This is a genomic window from Chloracidobacterium sp. N, from assembly GCF_018304765.1.
Classification (GTDB): Bacteria; Acidobacteriota; Blastocatellia; order Chloracidobacteriales; family Chloracidobacteriaceae; genus Chloracidobacterium; species Chloracidobacterium aggregatum.
Window position 1 is genome coordinate 597,949 of sequence record NZ_CP072643.1, and the last position, 15,138, is coordinate 613,086.

13 protein-coding genes are annotated in these 15,138 nt (G+C 64.9%); 6 read left to right on the forward strand and 7 right to left on the reverse strand.

Features of this window, described 5'->3' with window-relative positions:
• Positions 1–13: 13 nt before the first annotated feature.
• The gene (locus J8C05_RS13600) at positions 14–1,054 is read right to left on the reverse strand and encodes a hypothetical protein (RefSeq protein WP_211423300.1); all 1,041 of its coding nucleotides are present in this window, start codon (positions 1,052–1,054) and stop codon (positions 14–16) included.
• A gap of 51 nt (positions 1,055–1,105) precedes the next feature.
• On the opposite strand from J8C05_RS13600, the gene mtnP reads away from it, so the two are divergent.
• Positions 1,106–1,999, forward strand: a complete 894-nt coding sequence (gene mtnP, locus J8C05_RS13605; RefSeq protein ID WP_211423301.1) for an S-methyl-5'-thioadenosine phosphorylase — start codon at positions 1,106–1,108, stop codon at positions 1,997–1,999.
• A 39-nt stretch (positions 2,000–2,038) separates the two neighbouring features.
• Here mtnP and J8C05_RS13610 read toward each other — a convergent pair whose 3' ends face one another.
• From J8C05_RS13610 to J8C05_RS13625, 4 genes are all read right to left on the reverse strand, one after another.
• Entirely contained in the window at positions 2,039–2,782 is a 744-nt protein-coding gene (locus tag J8C05_RS13610; protein WP_211423302.1) for a 2OG-Fe(II) oxygenase family protein, read from the reverse strand.
• A 13-nt stretch (positions 2,783–2,795) separates the two neighbouring features.
• Positions 2,796–3,782, reverse strand: coding sequence for a hopanoid-associated sugar epimerase (gene hpnA / locus J8C05_RS13615; RefSeq protein WP_211423303.1), 987 nt, complete (start codon positions 3,780–3,782; stop codon positions 2,796–2,798).
• A 24-nt stretch (positions 3,783–3,806) separates the two neighbouring features.
• Entirely contained in the window at positions 3,807–4,442 is a 636-nt protein-coding gene (locus J8C05_RS13620; protein ID WP_148264122.1) for a hypothetical protein, read from the reverse strand.
• Between the two features lie 229 nt (positions 4,443–4,671).
• Entirely contained in the window at positions 4,672–7,722 is a 3,051-nt protein-coding gene (locus J8C05_RS13625; RefSeq protein ID WP_211423304.1) for a TonB-dependent receptor, read from the reverse strand.
• Here J8C05_RS13625 and J8C05_RS13630 point away from each other — a divergent pair.
• Genes J8C05_RS13630 through J8C05_RS13645 form a run of 4 tightly spaced genes read left to right on the forward strand, consistent with a single transcriptional unit; the run spans position 7,721 to position 11,136 of the window.
• Positions 7,721–8,668 (forward strand): hypothetical protein, encoded by a 948-nt coding sequence (locus J8C05_RS13630; RefSeq protein WP_211423305.1) that lies wholly within the window; start codon positions 7,721–7,723, stop codon positions 8,666–8,668. The two genes, J8C05_RS13625 and J8C05_RS13630, sit on opposite strands and share 2 nt — an antisense overlap.
• Positions 8,652–9,572, forward strand: coding sequence for a hypothetical protein (locus tag J8C05_RS13635; protein ID WP_211423306.1), 921 nt, complete (start codon positions 8,652–8,654; stop codon positions 9,570–9,572). The genes J8C05_RS13630 and J8C05_RS13635 overlap by 17 nt, the downstream gene beginning before the upstream one ends.
• Before the next feature lie 8 nt (positions 9,573–9,580).
• A complete protein-coding gene (locus J8C05_RS13640) occupies positions 9,581–10,345 on the forward strand; it encodes a glycosyltransferase family 2 protein (RefSeq protein ID WP_211423307.1) in 765 nt (254 codons plus the stop codon).
• Positions 10,346–10,353: 8 nt separating this feature from the next.
• Positions 10,354–11,136, forward strand: coding sequence for a glycosyltransferase family 2 protein (locus tag J8C05_RS13645; RefSeq protein WP_211423308.1), 783 nt, complete (start codon positions 10,354–10,356; stop codon positions 11,134–11,136).
• Between the two features lie 54 nt (positions 11,137–11,190).
• Here J8C05_RS13645 and J8C05_RS13650 read toward each other — a convergent pair whose 3' ends face one another.
• Both J8C05_RS13650 and mqnC read right to left on the reverse strand, forming a co-directional pair.
• The gene (locus J8C05_RS13650; RefSeq protein ID WP_211423309.1) at positions 11,191–12,270 is read right to left on the reverse strand and encodes a mechanosensitive ion channel family protein; all 1,080 of its coding nucleotides are present in this window, start codon (positions 12,268–12,270) and stop codon (positions 11,191–11,193) included.
• 13 nt (positions 12,271–12,283) lie between these two features.
• The gene (mqnC, locus tag J8C05_RS13655) at positions 12,284–13,378 is read right to left on the reverse strand and encodes a cyclic dehypoxanthinyl futalosine synthase (protein ID WP_211423310.1); all 1,095 of its coding nucleotides are present in this window, start codon (positions 13,376–13,378) and stop codon (positions 12,284–12,286) included.
• Positions 13,379–13,657: 279 nt separating this feature from the next.
• Between mqnC and J8C05_RS13660 the strand changes: the two genes are divergently transcribed.
• Positions 13,658–15,064 (forward strand): dihydrolipoyl dehydrogenase family protein, encoded by a 1,407-nt coding sequence (locus tag J8C05_RS13660; protein ID WP_211423311.1) that lies wholly within the window; start codon positions 13,658–13,660, stop codon positions 15,062–15,064.
• Positions 15,065–15,138: the final 74 nt, after the last annotated feature.

Genomic DNA, 15,138 nt, shown 5'->3' on the forward strand with positions numbered 1-15,138 from the left:
CACTTTGGGGAGTTCAGGGCATCCCCCGGCCGAACCACCGCCGCAGTGGGGCCGTAAGCCGCCACGAACGTGACGCCAGAATGGCGTGAAGCTGATGCTGGAACTGCGCCGCCTGCTGTTGGGTGCGGTGGAGTTCTTCCTGACAGGACTGAAGGGCGGACTGTGTTTCGGAAAGCCGCTGGTGCGCCTGGACAAGCTCCCCTTCCCTGGCCTGCACTGCGGCTTCCAGTTCAGCCAGACGGGCCGCAAGCTGCGCCGCCTGAGTCTGCGCCTGCATCTGGACGTTGTGCAACTGCGCCCCCAGGCGGGCAATTTCCTCGTCTTTGGCGTGCCAGACGGCGGCCACCTCCCGGTCTTTTTTCTGAAGTTCCGCCTGAAGGTTCCGCTCGGCTTCCAGTTGGACTTCCCGCAGGCGCTCGCGCAGCTCCAGCACCCGGCACTGCATGGCCAGGGGATCGAAGTCTTCCGTCCCCAGCGTACGCAACAGCCGCAGCCACGGCTCGAACCGTTCCCGGTGCTGCACGTCCGTCACCAGACACCAGCGGGACACCGCCAGCGCCGGATGCACATCGGCCATGGTCAGCAACAGCGGACTTCCCCCCTGCTGGCGACGGACGGCCATCAGGTCGCCGATGTGAATGACATCCTCCGCGTCAAGCCACCGCCCCAGGATGCCGTCGTAGGCCGCCAGCGACGGCACCTCCGCCAGGCGGTCAAACAGGCCCACATGCGGCGCTTCGGCCGGTGGTTCGGAAGCAAACAAGGCAGCATACCGCTGCACGAAAGCGGCATCGTCTTCCTGGGCGACGGCCGTCAAAAACCTCGCCGGCCAGTGGTTGAGGGCTTCGGGCGAGGTATCCGGCGGGTCAGCCGTTTCCGGCGCGGTCAGGGCGAACGTCCCCCGGAGCAGCCCACAGGCGCGCGCCAGGTAGGCAATCCGCCGGTCAAGCACATGCCAGGCCGCCGGGCCAGTGCCCGGTTTGGTCGCCTCTGGTGACACAACAGACGCGCTCCCATCCGGGGCGCGGCGCTGAATGCCATCGGTTACAGTCATGCTATCGTACGGCTCACCTGGTGATTTCATTGTGGAGTGTACAACGCCTGTATGACCACCTTACCTTCGTCGCCCATCAAGTATGCCGTCATCGGCGGGAGTGGTTTTTACCGCATGGAAGCTTTCGAGGAAACAGAAGAGCTGTTTCTCGACACCCCGTTTGGAAAACCCTCCGACGCCATCATCACCGGACGGCTGGACGGCGTGCCCATGGCCTTTTTGCCGCGCCACGGTCGCGGACATCTCCTGCTGCCTTCCGAACTGCCCTATCGCGCCAACATGTACGCCCTGAAGATGCTGGGCGTCGAGTTTGTCATCTCGATTTCGGCCGTCGGCTCACTGCGGGAGGAACTCAAGCCGCTCGATGTCGTCATTCCCGACCAGTTTTTCGACCGGACGCGCGGACGAACCGCCGAATCCACCTTCTTCGGCGAAGGCATCGTGGCCCACGTCACCTTTGCTGACCCCGTGTGCCCGGTGTTGTGCGACGCGCTGGAAGCGGCCGGACGCGAACTGGGCAACGTGACCGTCCACCGGGGTGGTACGTACCTGTGCATGGAAGGGCCGGCGTTTTCCACCCGCGCCGAGTCGAATGTGTACCGGCAATGGGGCATGGACATCATCGGGATGACCAACCTCCAGGAAGCCAAACTCGCGCGCGAAGCGGAAATGAGTTACGCCACGCTGGCAATGGTCACGGATTACGACTGCTGGCATCCGGGTCATGCCGATGTGACGGTGGAAATGGTCATTGACTACCTCAACCGCAACGTGGCGACCGCGCAGCGCATCGTGCGGGGAACGCTCCGCCGCCTGGCTGCGACCAATCCCACCTCGCCCTACGCTTCTGCGCTCAAAAACGCCATCATGACGCGCCCGGACCTGGTGTTTCCCGAAACGCGCCGGCGGCTGGCGGCCATCATCGGCAAGTACCTGCCACTGTAACGCGGCCGGTACTCTGCCTGGCGGACGTGCCGGGCGCGGTCAGAACCAACTCTCCCAGACTGCCCCCACCCGGACGGCATGCACCGTTGCGGAGATGCGGTCGCGGTCGCCGTCAAAGGGTTCAATCCAGTGCAGACGGTAGCTGTCGAAAATCAGTGCGTCGCCGACGCCATAGGTAACGGACGCACTGGGCTGCTCCAACTGCGCTGGCGACGGGATTTCATCGCCATCGAAACGGGCGTCCCACAATCGCAGACCGCCGCCGGACTGTGGCGGCTGAAGCATGACGACCACGGTGAGCGCCGGCGCGCGGGCGGCAAGCTGTTCGGGCCGCAGCCCTTCGATGTCGAAGTGGATTTCGCCGCCCTGATGGGCCACCCAACCGCCGGCCGGAAAGATGTGCACCCCGGCCCCGCACCAACCCTCCCGCTGAATGACCGGCTGCCCAACCGCCGCGCGCAGCAGGCGGCGCATCCGGCGCTGCAGGCCCGGGGCATACCTTTCGACCAGGGCATTGCGTTCGGCGGCTTCGGCAAAGTAGTCTGCCTCACGTTCCATTTCGAGGTCGGTGTACCAGGCGCGCCCCAGGGAAAACTGCAATCCACCAAAGGCTTCCACCCAGTGGTCACGAGCGGCATAGACCCCCTCGACCAGACGCGCACATTCGGCAACACCAAGCCAGCCCCGCACGCATACAGCCAGATCGGATGGGAGCGGAAGGGCTGGCTCAGCGCACTCCCGAATTGCAGGAACGGCAGCAGGTGTGGATTCCAGAAGGTTCATACAACCGGCTCCCTCAGACGTAGCCATGGTCCCGAAACCAGGTTACAGCTTCCTGCAACGCCGTCTCGATGGGCGTTTGGGGCAGGCCCAGGTAGGTCACGGCACGTGTCGCGTCATAATACATCGGATGCGCTGCCATGCGGGCCGAATCAAAGGCGACCGTCGGCGGCTTTCCCGTCAGCCGACTCAGGAAGAATTCATCCATTGCGCCAACGACAACCGGCAACCAGTGGGGCAGGCGGCGCGTTGGGGCCGGCAGCCCGGTAATGGCCGCCAGGGTGTCCAGAATTTCCTTGAGCGTCATGTTCCGGTGGCCGAGGATGTACCGCTCGCCGACGCGCCCTTTCTCGGCGGCACGGATATGCCCGATGGCGACATCCCGCACGTGAATCAGGTTCATCCCCGTGTCCACGTAGGCCGGCATGCGCCGTTGCAGAAACCGCAACACGATGTCGCCGGTCGGCGTGGGTTTGACATCGTACGGCCCAATAGGCGTGCTGGGATTGACGATGACAACGGGAAGCCCCTCGCGGGCGGCTTCGCGGGCAAGCTGTTCCGCCAGAAACTTGGACTTCTTGTAATCGCTGACGAGTTCCCCGACGGTGGTCTGAAACGTCTCGTCGGCAACTTCGCCTTCGGGCGGTACGCCGATGGCCGCCACCGAACTGGTGTGGACAAGGCGTTTGATGCCGGCGGCGCGCGCTGCCTGCAGGACGTGGCGCGTGCCTTCGACATTGGCGCGATAGATGGCGTCCCGGTCACGCCGCAGCAGGCTGTAGTGGGCGGCCACGTGAAAGGCCCACTCACAGTCGGCCATGGCGCGGGTCAGCAGCGCCACGTCGTCGAGATCGCCTTCGATGACTTCGACGTTCAGACCTTCGAGATTGCGCCGGTCACTGTTGCGTCGCGCCAGCGCCCGGACTTCAGCCCCACCGGCAAGCAGTTCGCGCAGCACACTGGCGCCGACAAAGCCGGTGCCGCCTGTGACAAAAACCTTCATGGGCGCGCGCCAATGGGCAGAGGGCTACTCGACGATGGCAATGAGATTGACCAGACCGACCATCTGGTTTGAGGAGAAGATTTCACGTTCGGAAAGCTGGTTGAGAAGCAGCGCACCTTCCGCCGTCAGGCGCAGTTCGACATTGCGGAGCGTCGTCACACGACCGCCGATCAACCGGAGGGGAAGCTGTTCGGAGGGAAGTGTTGCCGTGAACAGGGGCACCGTCCGGTCGAGCTCACCCTCGGTCACCAGAGTGGCCCACACCAACGGCAGTTTGCCGACGGTATCCAGCCGAAAGCCCCGGAGTTCGACATCGGCTTTGGGCGTTTCCAGCGCCAGTCCGCCGCGCCATACAGCCGTGCCGCGTCCCGACGCCAGATCAAGCAGGCCGTCCGCCACCGGCAAGGTTACGGCGTCGCCATCGGCGGCCGAGGCCCCGACGGTATCGTACGCCACATGCGCCCGGCGCAGATAGCCACGGAAAGCATCGGTGAACTGTATCCGCACCCGTCCGCCGACGAGGGTGTGCACCGATGTCGCCCGCATCGGGCGCGTGCCGCCATCCTGCTGCGCCAGCGCCACTACGGGCGCAAATCCAACCACACCGAGTAACCACACCCAGAGGAAGCCTTTGCCTGTCCAGTTCCACCGCCAATGCACAACCGGTTCTCTCCTTTGCAAACCGTGATGACCAACCTGACCGATTTGACGCCCCAACCGAACGCCATGTGGAAACGCCACGTGGAGCCGACCGGGGACACCTGAAACCAGCCGTTCCCTGAATGTACAGGGCGTATGTGCGGCAAAGATTGTTGATTTTGTTCCGGTCTGCAAGTCAGCACCCGCACAAACAGACACCCAAAATGGCTTCCACCACGGGAAGTCGCGGTTAAAACCGTAGTTTGACGCCTAATTGAAGCTGCCGTGCCCCAAACACATCGCGCGGAGCGCCGAACTGCAACAGTGGGTTCGGCGGCACAGCGAGACTGGTTCCTCCATAAGCCAGATTCAGGTCGCGGATGTTGACCCGGTTCGCCACGTTGAATGCATCGAGTGTCACTTCCAATCCGCTGTGCTCACTCAGCCGGAAGCGGCGGCCAAGGCGGACATCCACCGTGGCGAATCCCGGACCCCGAAAGCTGTTGCGCGGAAGCAGCCCCGGACGGTCACTGTTGGGATTGCCATCGCCGTTGAAGTCTCCTCCAGCAAAAACGTTGAACGGACGCCCGCTTTCCAGCGCGATGACGACGGCTCCCTGCCAGCCGCCCAGCCATCCGGTCGGGCGTGGCGCTTCTCCGGCAACGGTCGCGGCCAGGCGATGCGTCGCATGCTGGCGCGACAGAAACCGCTCCAGCGTGAGTCCTTCGGGATAGTCGGCCAGATTGTTGACGGCATCCACCGTCGTCAGCGTTTTCGACCACGTATGCGCCACGGACAACGACCAGCCCCGGTGCCAGGTGCGGCGGGCCATAAAAAAGCCGCCGTGGTAGCCACTTGCGCCAAGGTTGTCGGTGACAAAAAAGTGCCCCAGTTCGGCAAACCGGCGGCTGGCCAGAATGGGCTTGCCCGTCGGCAGCATGCCCGTCTGAAAGGCATTGAGGTTGCCGGTGTGGCCTGGCAGTTTCAGCGCCAGCACGCGCAGGTACGCCGCCGACCACACCACCCCCCACCACGGATACTCCGCGCCCAGCGTGAAGTGCTGAGCGTAGGGATTGCGCAGCCGGCGGCTGAGGTTGTCGGCAAAACTGGCCGTAGCACCGCTTTCCGCTGTTGGCAGCGGCAGGGTGCCCGGCGGCAATGGCTGCCCGACCGGTACGCCATAGCCAGCCGGCGCGCTGGCCGTTCCGCGCAGAAAAATATCGGTTGCCCGCGCGGCCCCAATCGGCGAGGTGGCCGAAGGCGGGCCGCTGATCGTCGCCTGCCGGAAACGTCCGGCAAAGCGGGCCACATCGGCAAAGACCTGGGGCGCGGTGGGTACGTCGCCGCGTGAAATCCATTCCGCGCCAAAGATGACCTGCCCGACACTGGACGCTATCCGGTCCGTGAACACCCCGTAGCCCGCCCGGACGACACCGCGCCCCACGGCCCATGCCACCCCCACCCGTGGCTGGAAGTTGTTGCGGTCACGCCGGTCAAAAAACCGGCGGGGATAGGTTTCCACGTCGTACCGGAGACCGAAGGTGACGGTCAGCGACGACGCGGCCTGCCACTGATCCTGCCCAAACAGGCCGTAATGCGCGTGGACAAGCTGCGTGGTGACATTCGGCCGCAGGGCTTCTGGCACGGCGCGTGTAAAGGGAAAGGGCACTGGCGGCGCCGTCGTTGCGCCCGTCACGAAGGGAAACCAGAAGGTGCTCGGCTGCGGATTTGGCTGCCCGTCGGGCGTGCGGTTGAGAAACGCCGGGAGCAGTCCGCCAAAAATGATGCGCGCCGGAAAGAACAAATCCCACCGCGCGGTGTCGTCCAGCCGCGACCAGTCTCCGCCGACCTTGACGGTGTGCGCGCCCTTCAACTGCGTCAGTACCCCGGCGAGTTGAAGCCGGTCTTCGCGGTAGTCATCCACGTCGGACGTGCTTTTGCCCATGACGATCAGGTTGGGCAGCTCCAGCGCCGGTTCGGCAAAACGCGGGCGAAAGGTGAAGTCACGGCGCGCCCACTGCCCGCGTACTTCGCCGACGCGCGTCGGCGTCAGCACCGCCGTGTAGGTGGCGCTGACGGTCACATCCGTCGTCCGGTTGTCGCGGGCGGTCGTCGAAGCCGGTGAGGCCCGGCCGCCGCCGCCCAGAAAACCGCGCGCCGTGCCGGCCAGCGCATTCAGCCGCACGGCCAGCGTATGGCGGTCGTTCGGGCGCCAGTCCACGCGCCCAAAGCCCAGATCGTAGTCCCCGGTTCGTATCTGATCGGCCGTTTCCGGCGTCAGGCCGTAGTGTCGCCGGACGGCATTGATGGCTTCGAGATTCGACAGGATGACCTGCGAAAACCGGTTCGATTCCGCCCGGCGCTGCCCTTCGTAGCTGGTCAGGAAAAACCAGCGGTCCCGGCGCAGCGGCCCGCCAAGCGTGGCGCCGTACTGGAACTGGCGCAGCACCCACTGCGAGCCGGTCAGCAGCGGACGGGCGCTGAGCGCGTCGTGGATGCCATAGCCGTAAAGGCTGCCGTGAAGGTCATTGGTGCCGGATTTCGTCAGGATGTTGACAAAACCGCCCAGCGAGCGCCCGTACTCACTTTCAAACGTGGCATTGCTCACCCGAAAGGCCGCAACAGCCTCGGTCGGCGGGGTTGCCCGTGGCAGGCCCGTGACGGTCTGGATATGGTCAAGGCCATCAAGCTGCACAAGCGTGTTGAGTTCGGTCTGGCCGCCAAAGGCAATGCGCGGCGCGGCGGCCGCGCCAACACCGATGTCCGGCTCCTTGAACGGCCCGCCGCCCACGTTTTCGCGGCCGGGCGTGACGCCGGGCGAGAGTTTCACCAGGTCCACGAAGTTGCGGCCGGACAGCGGCAGCGCCTGGATGCTCCGCTCATCCACGGTGCGACTCTGCCCGGCGCTGGTCGTCTCGATGGCCGTCGTGTCGGCCCGCACTTCGGCGTCGAACGTCGGCGTGGGCACGAGCACCAGCAGGGCGTCCCGCTGCTCCCCCAGTTGCAGGGTGATGAGCATCTCGACGGCCGCCCCCGCCGTGGGATGGCGCGCTGCCACCCGGTACGTCGCCGGTTCAAGCGCCGTGAAGACGTACCGCCCCTGCGCATCGGTTGTCACTTCCCGAACGACGTTGCGCCGCGTATCGTGAACCACCACGGTTGCGCCGGCGACCGGCAAACGCTCGCCATCCACAACACTGCCGGTCAGCCGGGCGAGCGTTGACTGGGCTGCTGCGCCGCAACCCAACAGCAGCATCCACAGGACGGCCCAGCCAAGACGCACCCGGCGGTCAGCCATCATGTCTATGGACATCATCTATAGCCACACCAACAACTGGTATCACGCAGACTTTGCCCGGCGGCTCCACGCCGACCTGCCGGAGCCGCTCCGCGCCACGACACGGCTGCTGAACGTGGTCGAGTGGCTGGACAGCGAGCCGTCCGACCACGTCGTTGTCGTCAACTGGGAGGAAGCCGTGCGCGAACCCCGGCTCGGCCCGCGCGTTGCCGAACTGTGCGCCCGCGTTGCCCATACCCCCCGGCGCACACTGCTTTCGGCAGAATGCGTTGGCACGACCTGGTTTGAACTGCACTTCGCCGAGGGCATTGCCTGGACAGACTTCATCGAAGTCGGATGGTTCGGCTATCCACTACCGGAGCCATACTGCGCGCTACCCTATCACGTCCTTGGCACCGTGGCGACCCGCGCCGAACAGGAGCAGTTCCGGCGGCTAAGCGTGGCTCTGGAACAACTTCCGGCGCAGGGCGACCATCGCCCGCTTCCCTGGGCTTTTGTCGGGATGCGGACGCCGGAGCGCATTGCATTTGCCCGGGAACTCGTCCGCTGGCAGCCGAACGGCCTGCTTCTTCTGGCCGAACCCGGCCCGGCGCGCCCCGGCAGCGGCCGCCTGACAGGCGACGGACTGGAGCGGCTGCTGCATCAGGCGCGGCTTTACATCTGGCGCACCCAACATTCGGTTCCCTACTTTGAGACATTCCGCGTCCACGATGCCTTGCGGTGCGGGGCGCTGCCCGTCAAGATTGACCCCAGCCATGCGGACAGCTTTGCTACTGTACCCTGTGTGTTTCCGTCCCTGGACGCCATGAAGGAAGCTCTGGCAACGTCGGGATGGGCCGGCCTGCTGGCGGCCATGTATGCCGCCGCGCTCACCCGGCCGGCCCTTGGAGACGCTTTTGCCGCCATCGTTGCGGGGCAGCCGCCTGCCAACCATGTCCAGCCCGTTTGATCTTGACATCCTCTACAGCCGCGCCACGGACTGGCTTTACGGCAATCTGGCCACACGCCTGTGGTCTGACCTGCCGGACGACTGGCGGCCACGGGCGCGGCTGTGGGACGTTCCCGACTGGCTTGCGGCGGCCCCGGCGCGCCGGGTGCTCGCGGTCAACTGGGCCGGGCTGGTCAATGACCCACGCCTGTCACAGCGGGATGTTGTGGTGCTTATGTCAAAGGTCAATAGTGCGGCGGAACGCATCCTGCTCATCGCCGAGTGTGTCGGCACGGACTCGTTTCAGCGCCAGTTCCAGGGCCCGGAGTGGACAGCCCTGGTGGATGTCGGCTGGCACCCCCAAACCCTGCCGGCGGCGCTGGCTTCCCTGCCCTACCGGTTTCTGTACCACACGCCAACCCGGGCCGAACGGGCGGTGCTGGCGCAGGTGCAGGCGACGGCTGCCGAACAGTTCCCGTTGCGCCCGATTCCATGGGCCGTGGTAGGCAAAGCCACGGCCGGGCGGGCGGCGCTCGTGGCGGAGCTGACCGACTGGGAACCGGATGGCGTGGCCTTTTTGCCGGCGGATGAACCTTGGCAGGGTCGTCCCGACCGTGGACGGCTGAGTCGCGCCCAGCTTGCGCGCCTGCTGGCGAAGACCCGGTTTTACGTGTGGGTTTCGCGCCACGCGCACTCCCACTTCGAGGCGTTCCGGGCGCTGGAAGCCCTGCTGTCCGGCGCCTGCCCCATCAAACTCGATGCGCGACCAGCGGACGGCCCCGAAGCACCGGGCTGCGTTTTGACCGACGTGGCCGTACTGCGCCGGTTTGCCGCCACGGACGCACCGGCGCGGCTTATCACAACGCTCTGTGCGCAGCTTCTGGCGCGTCCCCCTCTGGGGGCGGCCTTTGCGGCACTGTGGTGAGGGCGGTCATGGTCCAGCGTGCCGGGTTGTCCATTCTCATCCCCAACTGGAACCATCGTTTCGCTTTGCCCCGCGCTGTACGTTCGGCGCTGGACGGCTTGCGCCGCCTTCAGGCGCAGGGCGTCGCCGGCGAGCTGCTCGTCGTGGATGATGCCTCCCGCGATGGCTCGCAGAAGTACCTGTTCAACCTTGCGGCGCACTATCCCGATGTGGCCGTACGGGTCGTCTGGCTGCCGCGCAACGTCGGGCTGGGCGCGGCCCGCAACACGGGGCTGACCCACGCCGCCTACCGCCACGCCTGCCTGCTCGATGCCGACAATGCTCTGGAACCCGCCAACCTGTGGCTGTTTTACCGCGCGGCGCTGGAAACCGGAGCGGCGCTGACCTACGGCAACCTGTTCGTGCTGGGCAATACCCAACCCGATGTGCTTTCCAACGAGCCGCTTCAGGCGCGGGTCTATCGGCAAAACTACGTGGACAACTTTGCCCTGCTCGACATCCCGGCGGCGCTGGCGGCCGGTGGCTACCAGACGACGCGCGGCCTGCTGGAAGACTGGGAGCTGATGATGCGCCTGCTGGCGCGCGGTGCGCTGATCGTGTTTGTGCCGGCCGTGCTGGGGTACTACCACCGCCTGTCCGGCGGCCTGCATACCCTTGCCCCGGAGACGCTTATCCAGCGGCTGCGCCGGATATTTGACCAGAACGAACTCCGCAGCCGGGAAGGCCGCCTGCTGGGACGGATGTATCACCCTGACGTTGGATGGCTGGCATGACGCAACTTATGACGCACCCGTGGAACGCCAATGGCGTCACTATCGGCATGGCGAACTGGAACCACCGGCTGTTTCTGCCGCGCAGCGTGGCTTCCGCCCGCCGTGCGCTTCACAGTCTGGCCGCCTGTGGCGTCCCCGGCGAACTCATCATTGTGGATGATGCTTCACGGGATGGCTCGGTGGAATGGCTGGCGCAGGCGCAGGCAACCCTCACGGACATCACCCTGCGGGTTGGCTTTGGTCAGAGCCAGCAGGGCCCGGCCGCCGTGCGCAACCGCATCCTGCATCTGGCCCGCTACCGGTATGTGTGCTGGCTCGATGCCGACAATGAGCTTCAGGGCAACAACCTGTTTCTGTTTTACCGTGCCATCCGGGAAACCGGAGCGGCCGTTGTCTATGGCAACCTCATTGTGCGCGAAGCCGGACGGATCACGGGCCTGTACTCCAACGTGGCCTACCGGTCGTCCATCTTTCAGAACAATGAGGTTGACCTGTGCAGCCTGTGGGACGCCGCCCAGCTCCGGCAGTGCGGCGGCTTTCAGGTCGAACCCGTCATCAATAGCATCGAGGAGGACTGGGAGCTGTTTTTGCGCCTGGCCAGCGACGACAGGCTGATCGTGTTTGTTCCGGCCGTGTTCGGGACGTACTACGTCCGCCCCCAGTCGTTGTCCTATGGACTCAAGGCTTCCAACACGGGCGTCCGGCGCATGCACGATCACCAGCGCCACCGCAGCCTGGAAGGGCGCACGCTGGGGCGGGTCTATCATCCCGACATTGGCTGGCTGTTGTAGCGGCAGGCAACATGGGCCGGGCATCCGCGCCGGGGACTTTCGCCAGACTGCCTCTCACAGCAGGTCCGCCTGCCGGATGCGCGGCAGGTAACGACCGTCTTCGGTTGTCGCCAGCCAGCGGACGAGACCTTCCCGAACGGCCACGCGCAGGTCAAAGAGCTTGGCCGGCTCATCAGCGGATACGGTGGCGCGCACGACGATGGAACGCTCGTTGACATCGCTGACAATCAACCGGCAGACCTGTCCGTTCCAATTCGGGTCCGCTTCACAGAGCCGTTGCAACTCCGCCCGCATGGCGTCCACGGGGACGCCGAAATCCGCCTGCACAAACACGGCGCCGATGAGTTCCGGCGTGTAGCGCGTCCAGTTCTGGAAGGGCCGTTCGAGAAAGTACGACACCGGCAGAATAAGCTGCCGCTTGTCCCACAGCCGGACGACAACGAACGTAAAGGTAAGTTCCTCGATCTGGCCGTACTCGTTTTCGACGATGACCGTGTCGCCGACCCGGATGGGCTGTGTGACGGCAATCTGGATGCCGGCGACGAAGTTCCCAATCGTCTTCTGGGCGGCAATACCGACCACAACACCCACGAGACCGGCCGAGGCCAGCAGCGAAACCCCAATCGTACGGACAACCTGAAACTGCATCAGAAACAGCGCCGCGCCGACGACGATGATGCCCACCTGGATAAGCCGCTGCAGAATCGCCAGCCGGGTCGCCGCCGAGCGGCGCCGTTGTTCATCCGTGCCGTCGTCTGCCGCCAGGCGCTGCAGGGCAAACTCCGTTGCCACGGCCACCAGCTCAAAGCCCAGCCAGAGGGCGACCAGTGTCAGCGTCACCTTGAAACCGGCTTCAATGCGGTTCTGAACCGACCGGGGCAGTTCGATGAACTCCATCCCCAACGGCAACACCAGCAGCCACAGGAACGCCCGCACCGGATGGCGCAGCGCGTTGTAATATGGCTCCAGCTCCGCTGCCACCCGGCGCACGAGCGCCCGGATGCTGTGGCTAAGCAGCAGGACGAACACCCAGATGAGCGTCGCCCACGCCAGCACAATGAGCAATTCGATGTAGGACGTACGAAAGAACTGGATGAGGCGCGTCCAGAGCGGATCGACCAGAGCCAGTATCATGCCGTGTCAGCCTCTATGCGACAGCTTCTGCCGCGGCCGGAGTTTCCAGCCGGCGGTAGGCCGCATTGCGTTTGCAGGGGACGAAACCGGCTTCCCGAATGACCTGCACCAGCCGGGCTTCGTCGGCGCGATACTTGGCGCCGGCCGCCGAGACGACATTTTCCTCGATCATGATGCTGCCCATGTCGTTGGCCCCACCACGCAGGGCACGCCGCGCCACGTCAAACCCCTGCGTCAGCCACGACACCTGCAGGTTGGGAATGTTGCGCAGGTACAGCCGCGCCGCCGCAAACCACCGCAGGTAGATGTCCGGCGCGATGCGGTCTGGAAATACCTTGCCGATGGGCACGGAATCCGGCTGGAGCGTCCAGGGAATGAAGGCGATGAAACCACCGGTCCGCGCCTGGAGTTCATGGATTTTGCGCAGATGCTCCAGCCGGTGTGCGTCGGTTTCACCCATGCCGTACATCATCGTGGCCGTGGTCGGGATGCCCAACTCGTGGGCCGTTTCCATAATCGCAAGCCATTCCTGGCTGTTGCACTCCGTCCGGCGGCGCATGCGAATTTCGTCCACGAGGATTTCGCCGCCGCCGCCCGGAATCGAATCCAGCCCGGCCGCACGCAGCCGCTGCAACACCTCACGCACGGAAAGCCGGTTGACCCGCGCGAAGTTCAGAATCTCAGGCGGCGAGAAACAGTGCAGGTGAATGGGATAGCGCGCCTTGAACTGGCGCAGCAGTTCTTCGTACCACTCCAGCTTGAGGTCGGGATGCAGGCCGCCCTGCATGAGGATGCCGCTGCCGCCAAGCGCCAGCGTTTCCTCCACCTTGCGAAACAGCGTTTCGTAGTCGTGGACATACCCTTCCGGGTCGCCCGGCTTGCGGTAAAAGGCGCAGAACGTGCACACCGACGTGCAGATGTTCGAGTAGTTGATATTCCGGTCAATGACATAGGTCACGACGTTATCCGGGTGCCAGTCAGCCCGCAGGCGGTCGGCCCAATACAACAACTCATCGAGCGGCGCGCGGTAAATCACCTCCAGCCAGACCTCGGCCGGCGGGCGCTCCCCACAGTACAGGCGTTCAAGCTGGGCGGAAACATCAGTCATAAGCAGGTCACAAAGACGACACAAAGCAGGCTGCCAACGCTTGACGGGCAATCTGAAACTACACGCCTCACAGTGCCCGGCGCAACGCAACCTTGGGAAATCACGGGGCCGAAAAACCCCGCCGGCCGAACGTGGCTTCCGCGCATCCGTCGGGCAGCACAATTTCCGCGTGCCAAGTTTCATACGTTTGACTACACTGGCGTCCGTCTCACCCCTACCTGATGAACCTGCGGCCACACGCCGGTACGGACATCACGCTTTGGCGCCTGACCGGAAGCCATGACCGAACACTTTGACATCGTCATCATCGGGGCCGGCTCCGGCGGGTTGACCGCAGCCGGTTTTGCGGCGCAGCTTGGGGCCAGGGTGGCCTTGGTCGAAAAGCACCGCATCGGCGGAGACTGCACCTGGACGGGCTGTGTTCCGAGCAAAGCCCTGCTCAAGGCAGCCAAAGTGGCCCACGAAGTGCGCCAGGCCGGGCACTACGGCATTGTCGCCGAACCGCCCCGAACGGATATGGCGCAGGTGCGGGCCTATGTGCGGAGTGTCATTGATGAGATTTACGCCCATGAAGCGCCGGATGAGCTGCGGCGCAGCGGGATTGACGTCATTCTGGCGCCGGGGCGCTTTCTGGACGCCCAAACCCTGGCGGCTGGCGAGCGCACCCTGACGGCCCGGTATTTTCTCATCTGCACCGGCGCGCATCCCGTCCGCCCTGATCTGGCCGGGCTGGACGAGGTGCCATTTCTCACCTACGAAACCATTTTCGACCTCGATGAACTTCCCCGGCGGATGATCGTCGTTGGCGGCGGGCCGATTGGCTGCGAAATGGCGCAGGCGTTCCAGCGGCTGGGCGCGCAGGTCATCCTTGTTGCAGAACGGCTGCTGCCGAAAGAAGAACCCGAAGTCAGCCAGACGCTTAGAACGGTCTTCGAGCGGGAGGGCATGCAGTTCATCCCCGGCCGGGCGCGGGCCGCGAGCCGGCAGCACGGAACCATCCGCGTGGAAAGTGAAGCCGGCACGGCCGAAGGCGACCTGCTGTTCATTGCTACCGGCCGGCGTCCCAACATCGCGGGTCTTGATCTGGACCGGGCCGGCGTTCAGGCCGATGCCCGTGGCATTCCGGTGGACACAAGTCTGCGCACCAACGTCAAACACATTTTTGCGGCCGGCGATGTGCTGGGCGGACACCAGTTCACGCACTTTGCTGGCTGGCAGGCGTTCCTGGCCGTACGCAATGCGCTTCTGCTCGGCAGCACGACCGGGTTTACGGACATTGTGCCCTGGGTGACGTTCACCGACCCGGAAGTGGCCCACGTCGGGATGACCGAAGCCCAGGCCCGCGCCCGGTATGGAGACACCCTCAAGGTCAGCCGGTGGAAGATGAGCCGCACCGACCGGGCCGTGTGCGACGCCGACACGGATGGCTTTCTCAAGGTCATCTCGCGCAGCGATGGCACACTGCTGGGCGCGACGATGGTGGCCCCGCGCGCCGGAGAAGCCATTACGGAGTTCACCCTGGCGCTCAACCACCGGCTCAAGGTGACGGATGTGGCCAACGCCATCCATGCCTATCCGACCTACTCAACGGCGGCACAGCAACTGGCCGCCGGCGTAGCGGTCGAAAACTTCCTTACCGGCACGGCCGGCAAGGTCATCCAGAGCCTGTCGAAAATCATGCGCTGAATCCTGCGCCGGGGCGCACATCCAGCCGCCCCTGGTGCGCCGTACGCTCCATGACCTGCCAGCCCGCTTCTGGC

What these genes read in the sequence shown, in the direction of transcription:
- J8C05_RS13600 (WP_211423300.1), bottom strand. Translation starts at nt 1,054, where the DNA reads ATGACTGTAACCGATGGCATTCAGCGCCGCGCCCCGGATGGGAGCGCG.
- mtnP (WP_211423301.1), top strand. Translation starts at nt 1,106, where the DNA reads ATGACCACCTTACCTTCGTCGCCCATCAAGTATGCCGTCATCGGCGGG.
- J8C05_RS13610 (WP_211423302.1), bottom strand. Translation starts at nt 2,782, where the DNA reads ATGAACCTTCTGGAATCCACACCTGCTGCCGTTCCTGCAATTCGGGAG.
- hpnA (WP_211423303.1), bottom strand. Translation starts at nt 3,782, where the DNA reads ATGAAGGTTTTTGTCACAGGCGGCACCGGCTTTGTCGGCGCCAGTGTG.
- J8C05_RS13630 (WP_211423305.1), top strand. Translation starts at nt 7,721, where the DNA reads ATGTCTATGGACATCATCTATAGCCACACCAACAACTGGTATCACGCA.
- J8C05_RS13625 (WP_211423304.1), bottom strand. Translation starts at nt 7,722, where the DNA reads ATGATGGCTGACCGCCGGGTGCGTCTTGGCTGGGCCGTCCTGTGGATG.
- J8C05_RS13635 (WP_211423306.1), top strand. Translation starts at nt 8,652, where the DNA reads ATGTCCAGCCCGTTTGATCTTGACATCCTCTACAGCCGCGCCACGGAC.
- J8C05_RS13640 (WP_211423307.1), top strand. Translation starts at nt 9,581, where the DNA reads ATGGTCCAGCGTGCCGGGTTGTCCATTCTCATCCCCAACTGGAACCAT.
- J8C05_RS13645 (WP_211423308.1), top strand. Translation starts at nt 10,354, where the DNA reads ATGACGCACCCGTGGAACGCCAATGGCGTCACTATCGGCATGGCGAAC.
- J8C05_RS13650 (WP_211423309.1), bottom strand. Translation starts at nt 12,270, where the DNA reads ATGATACTGGCTCTGGTCGATCCGCTCTGGACGCGCCTCATCCAGTTC.
- mqnC (WP_211423310.1), bottom strand. Translation starts at nt 13,378, where the DNA reads ATGACTGATGTTTCCGCCCAGCTTGAACGCCTGTACTGTGGGGAGCGC.
- J8C05_RS13660 (WP_211423311.1), top strand. Translation starts at nt 13,658, where the DNA reads ATGACCGAACACTTTGACATCGTCATCATCGGGGCCGGCTCCGGCGGG.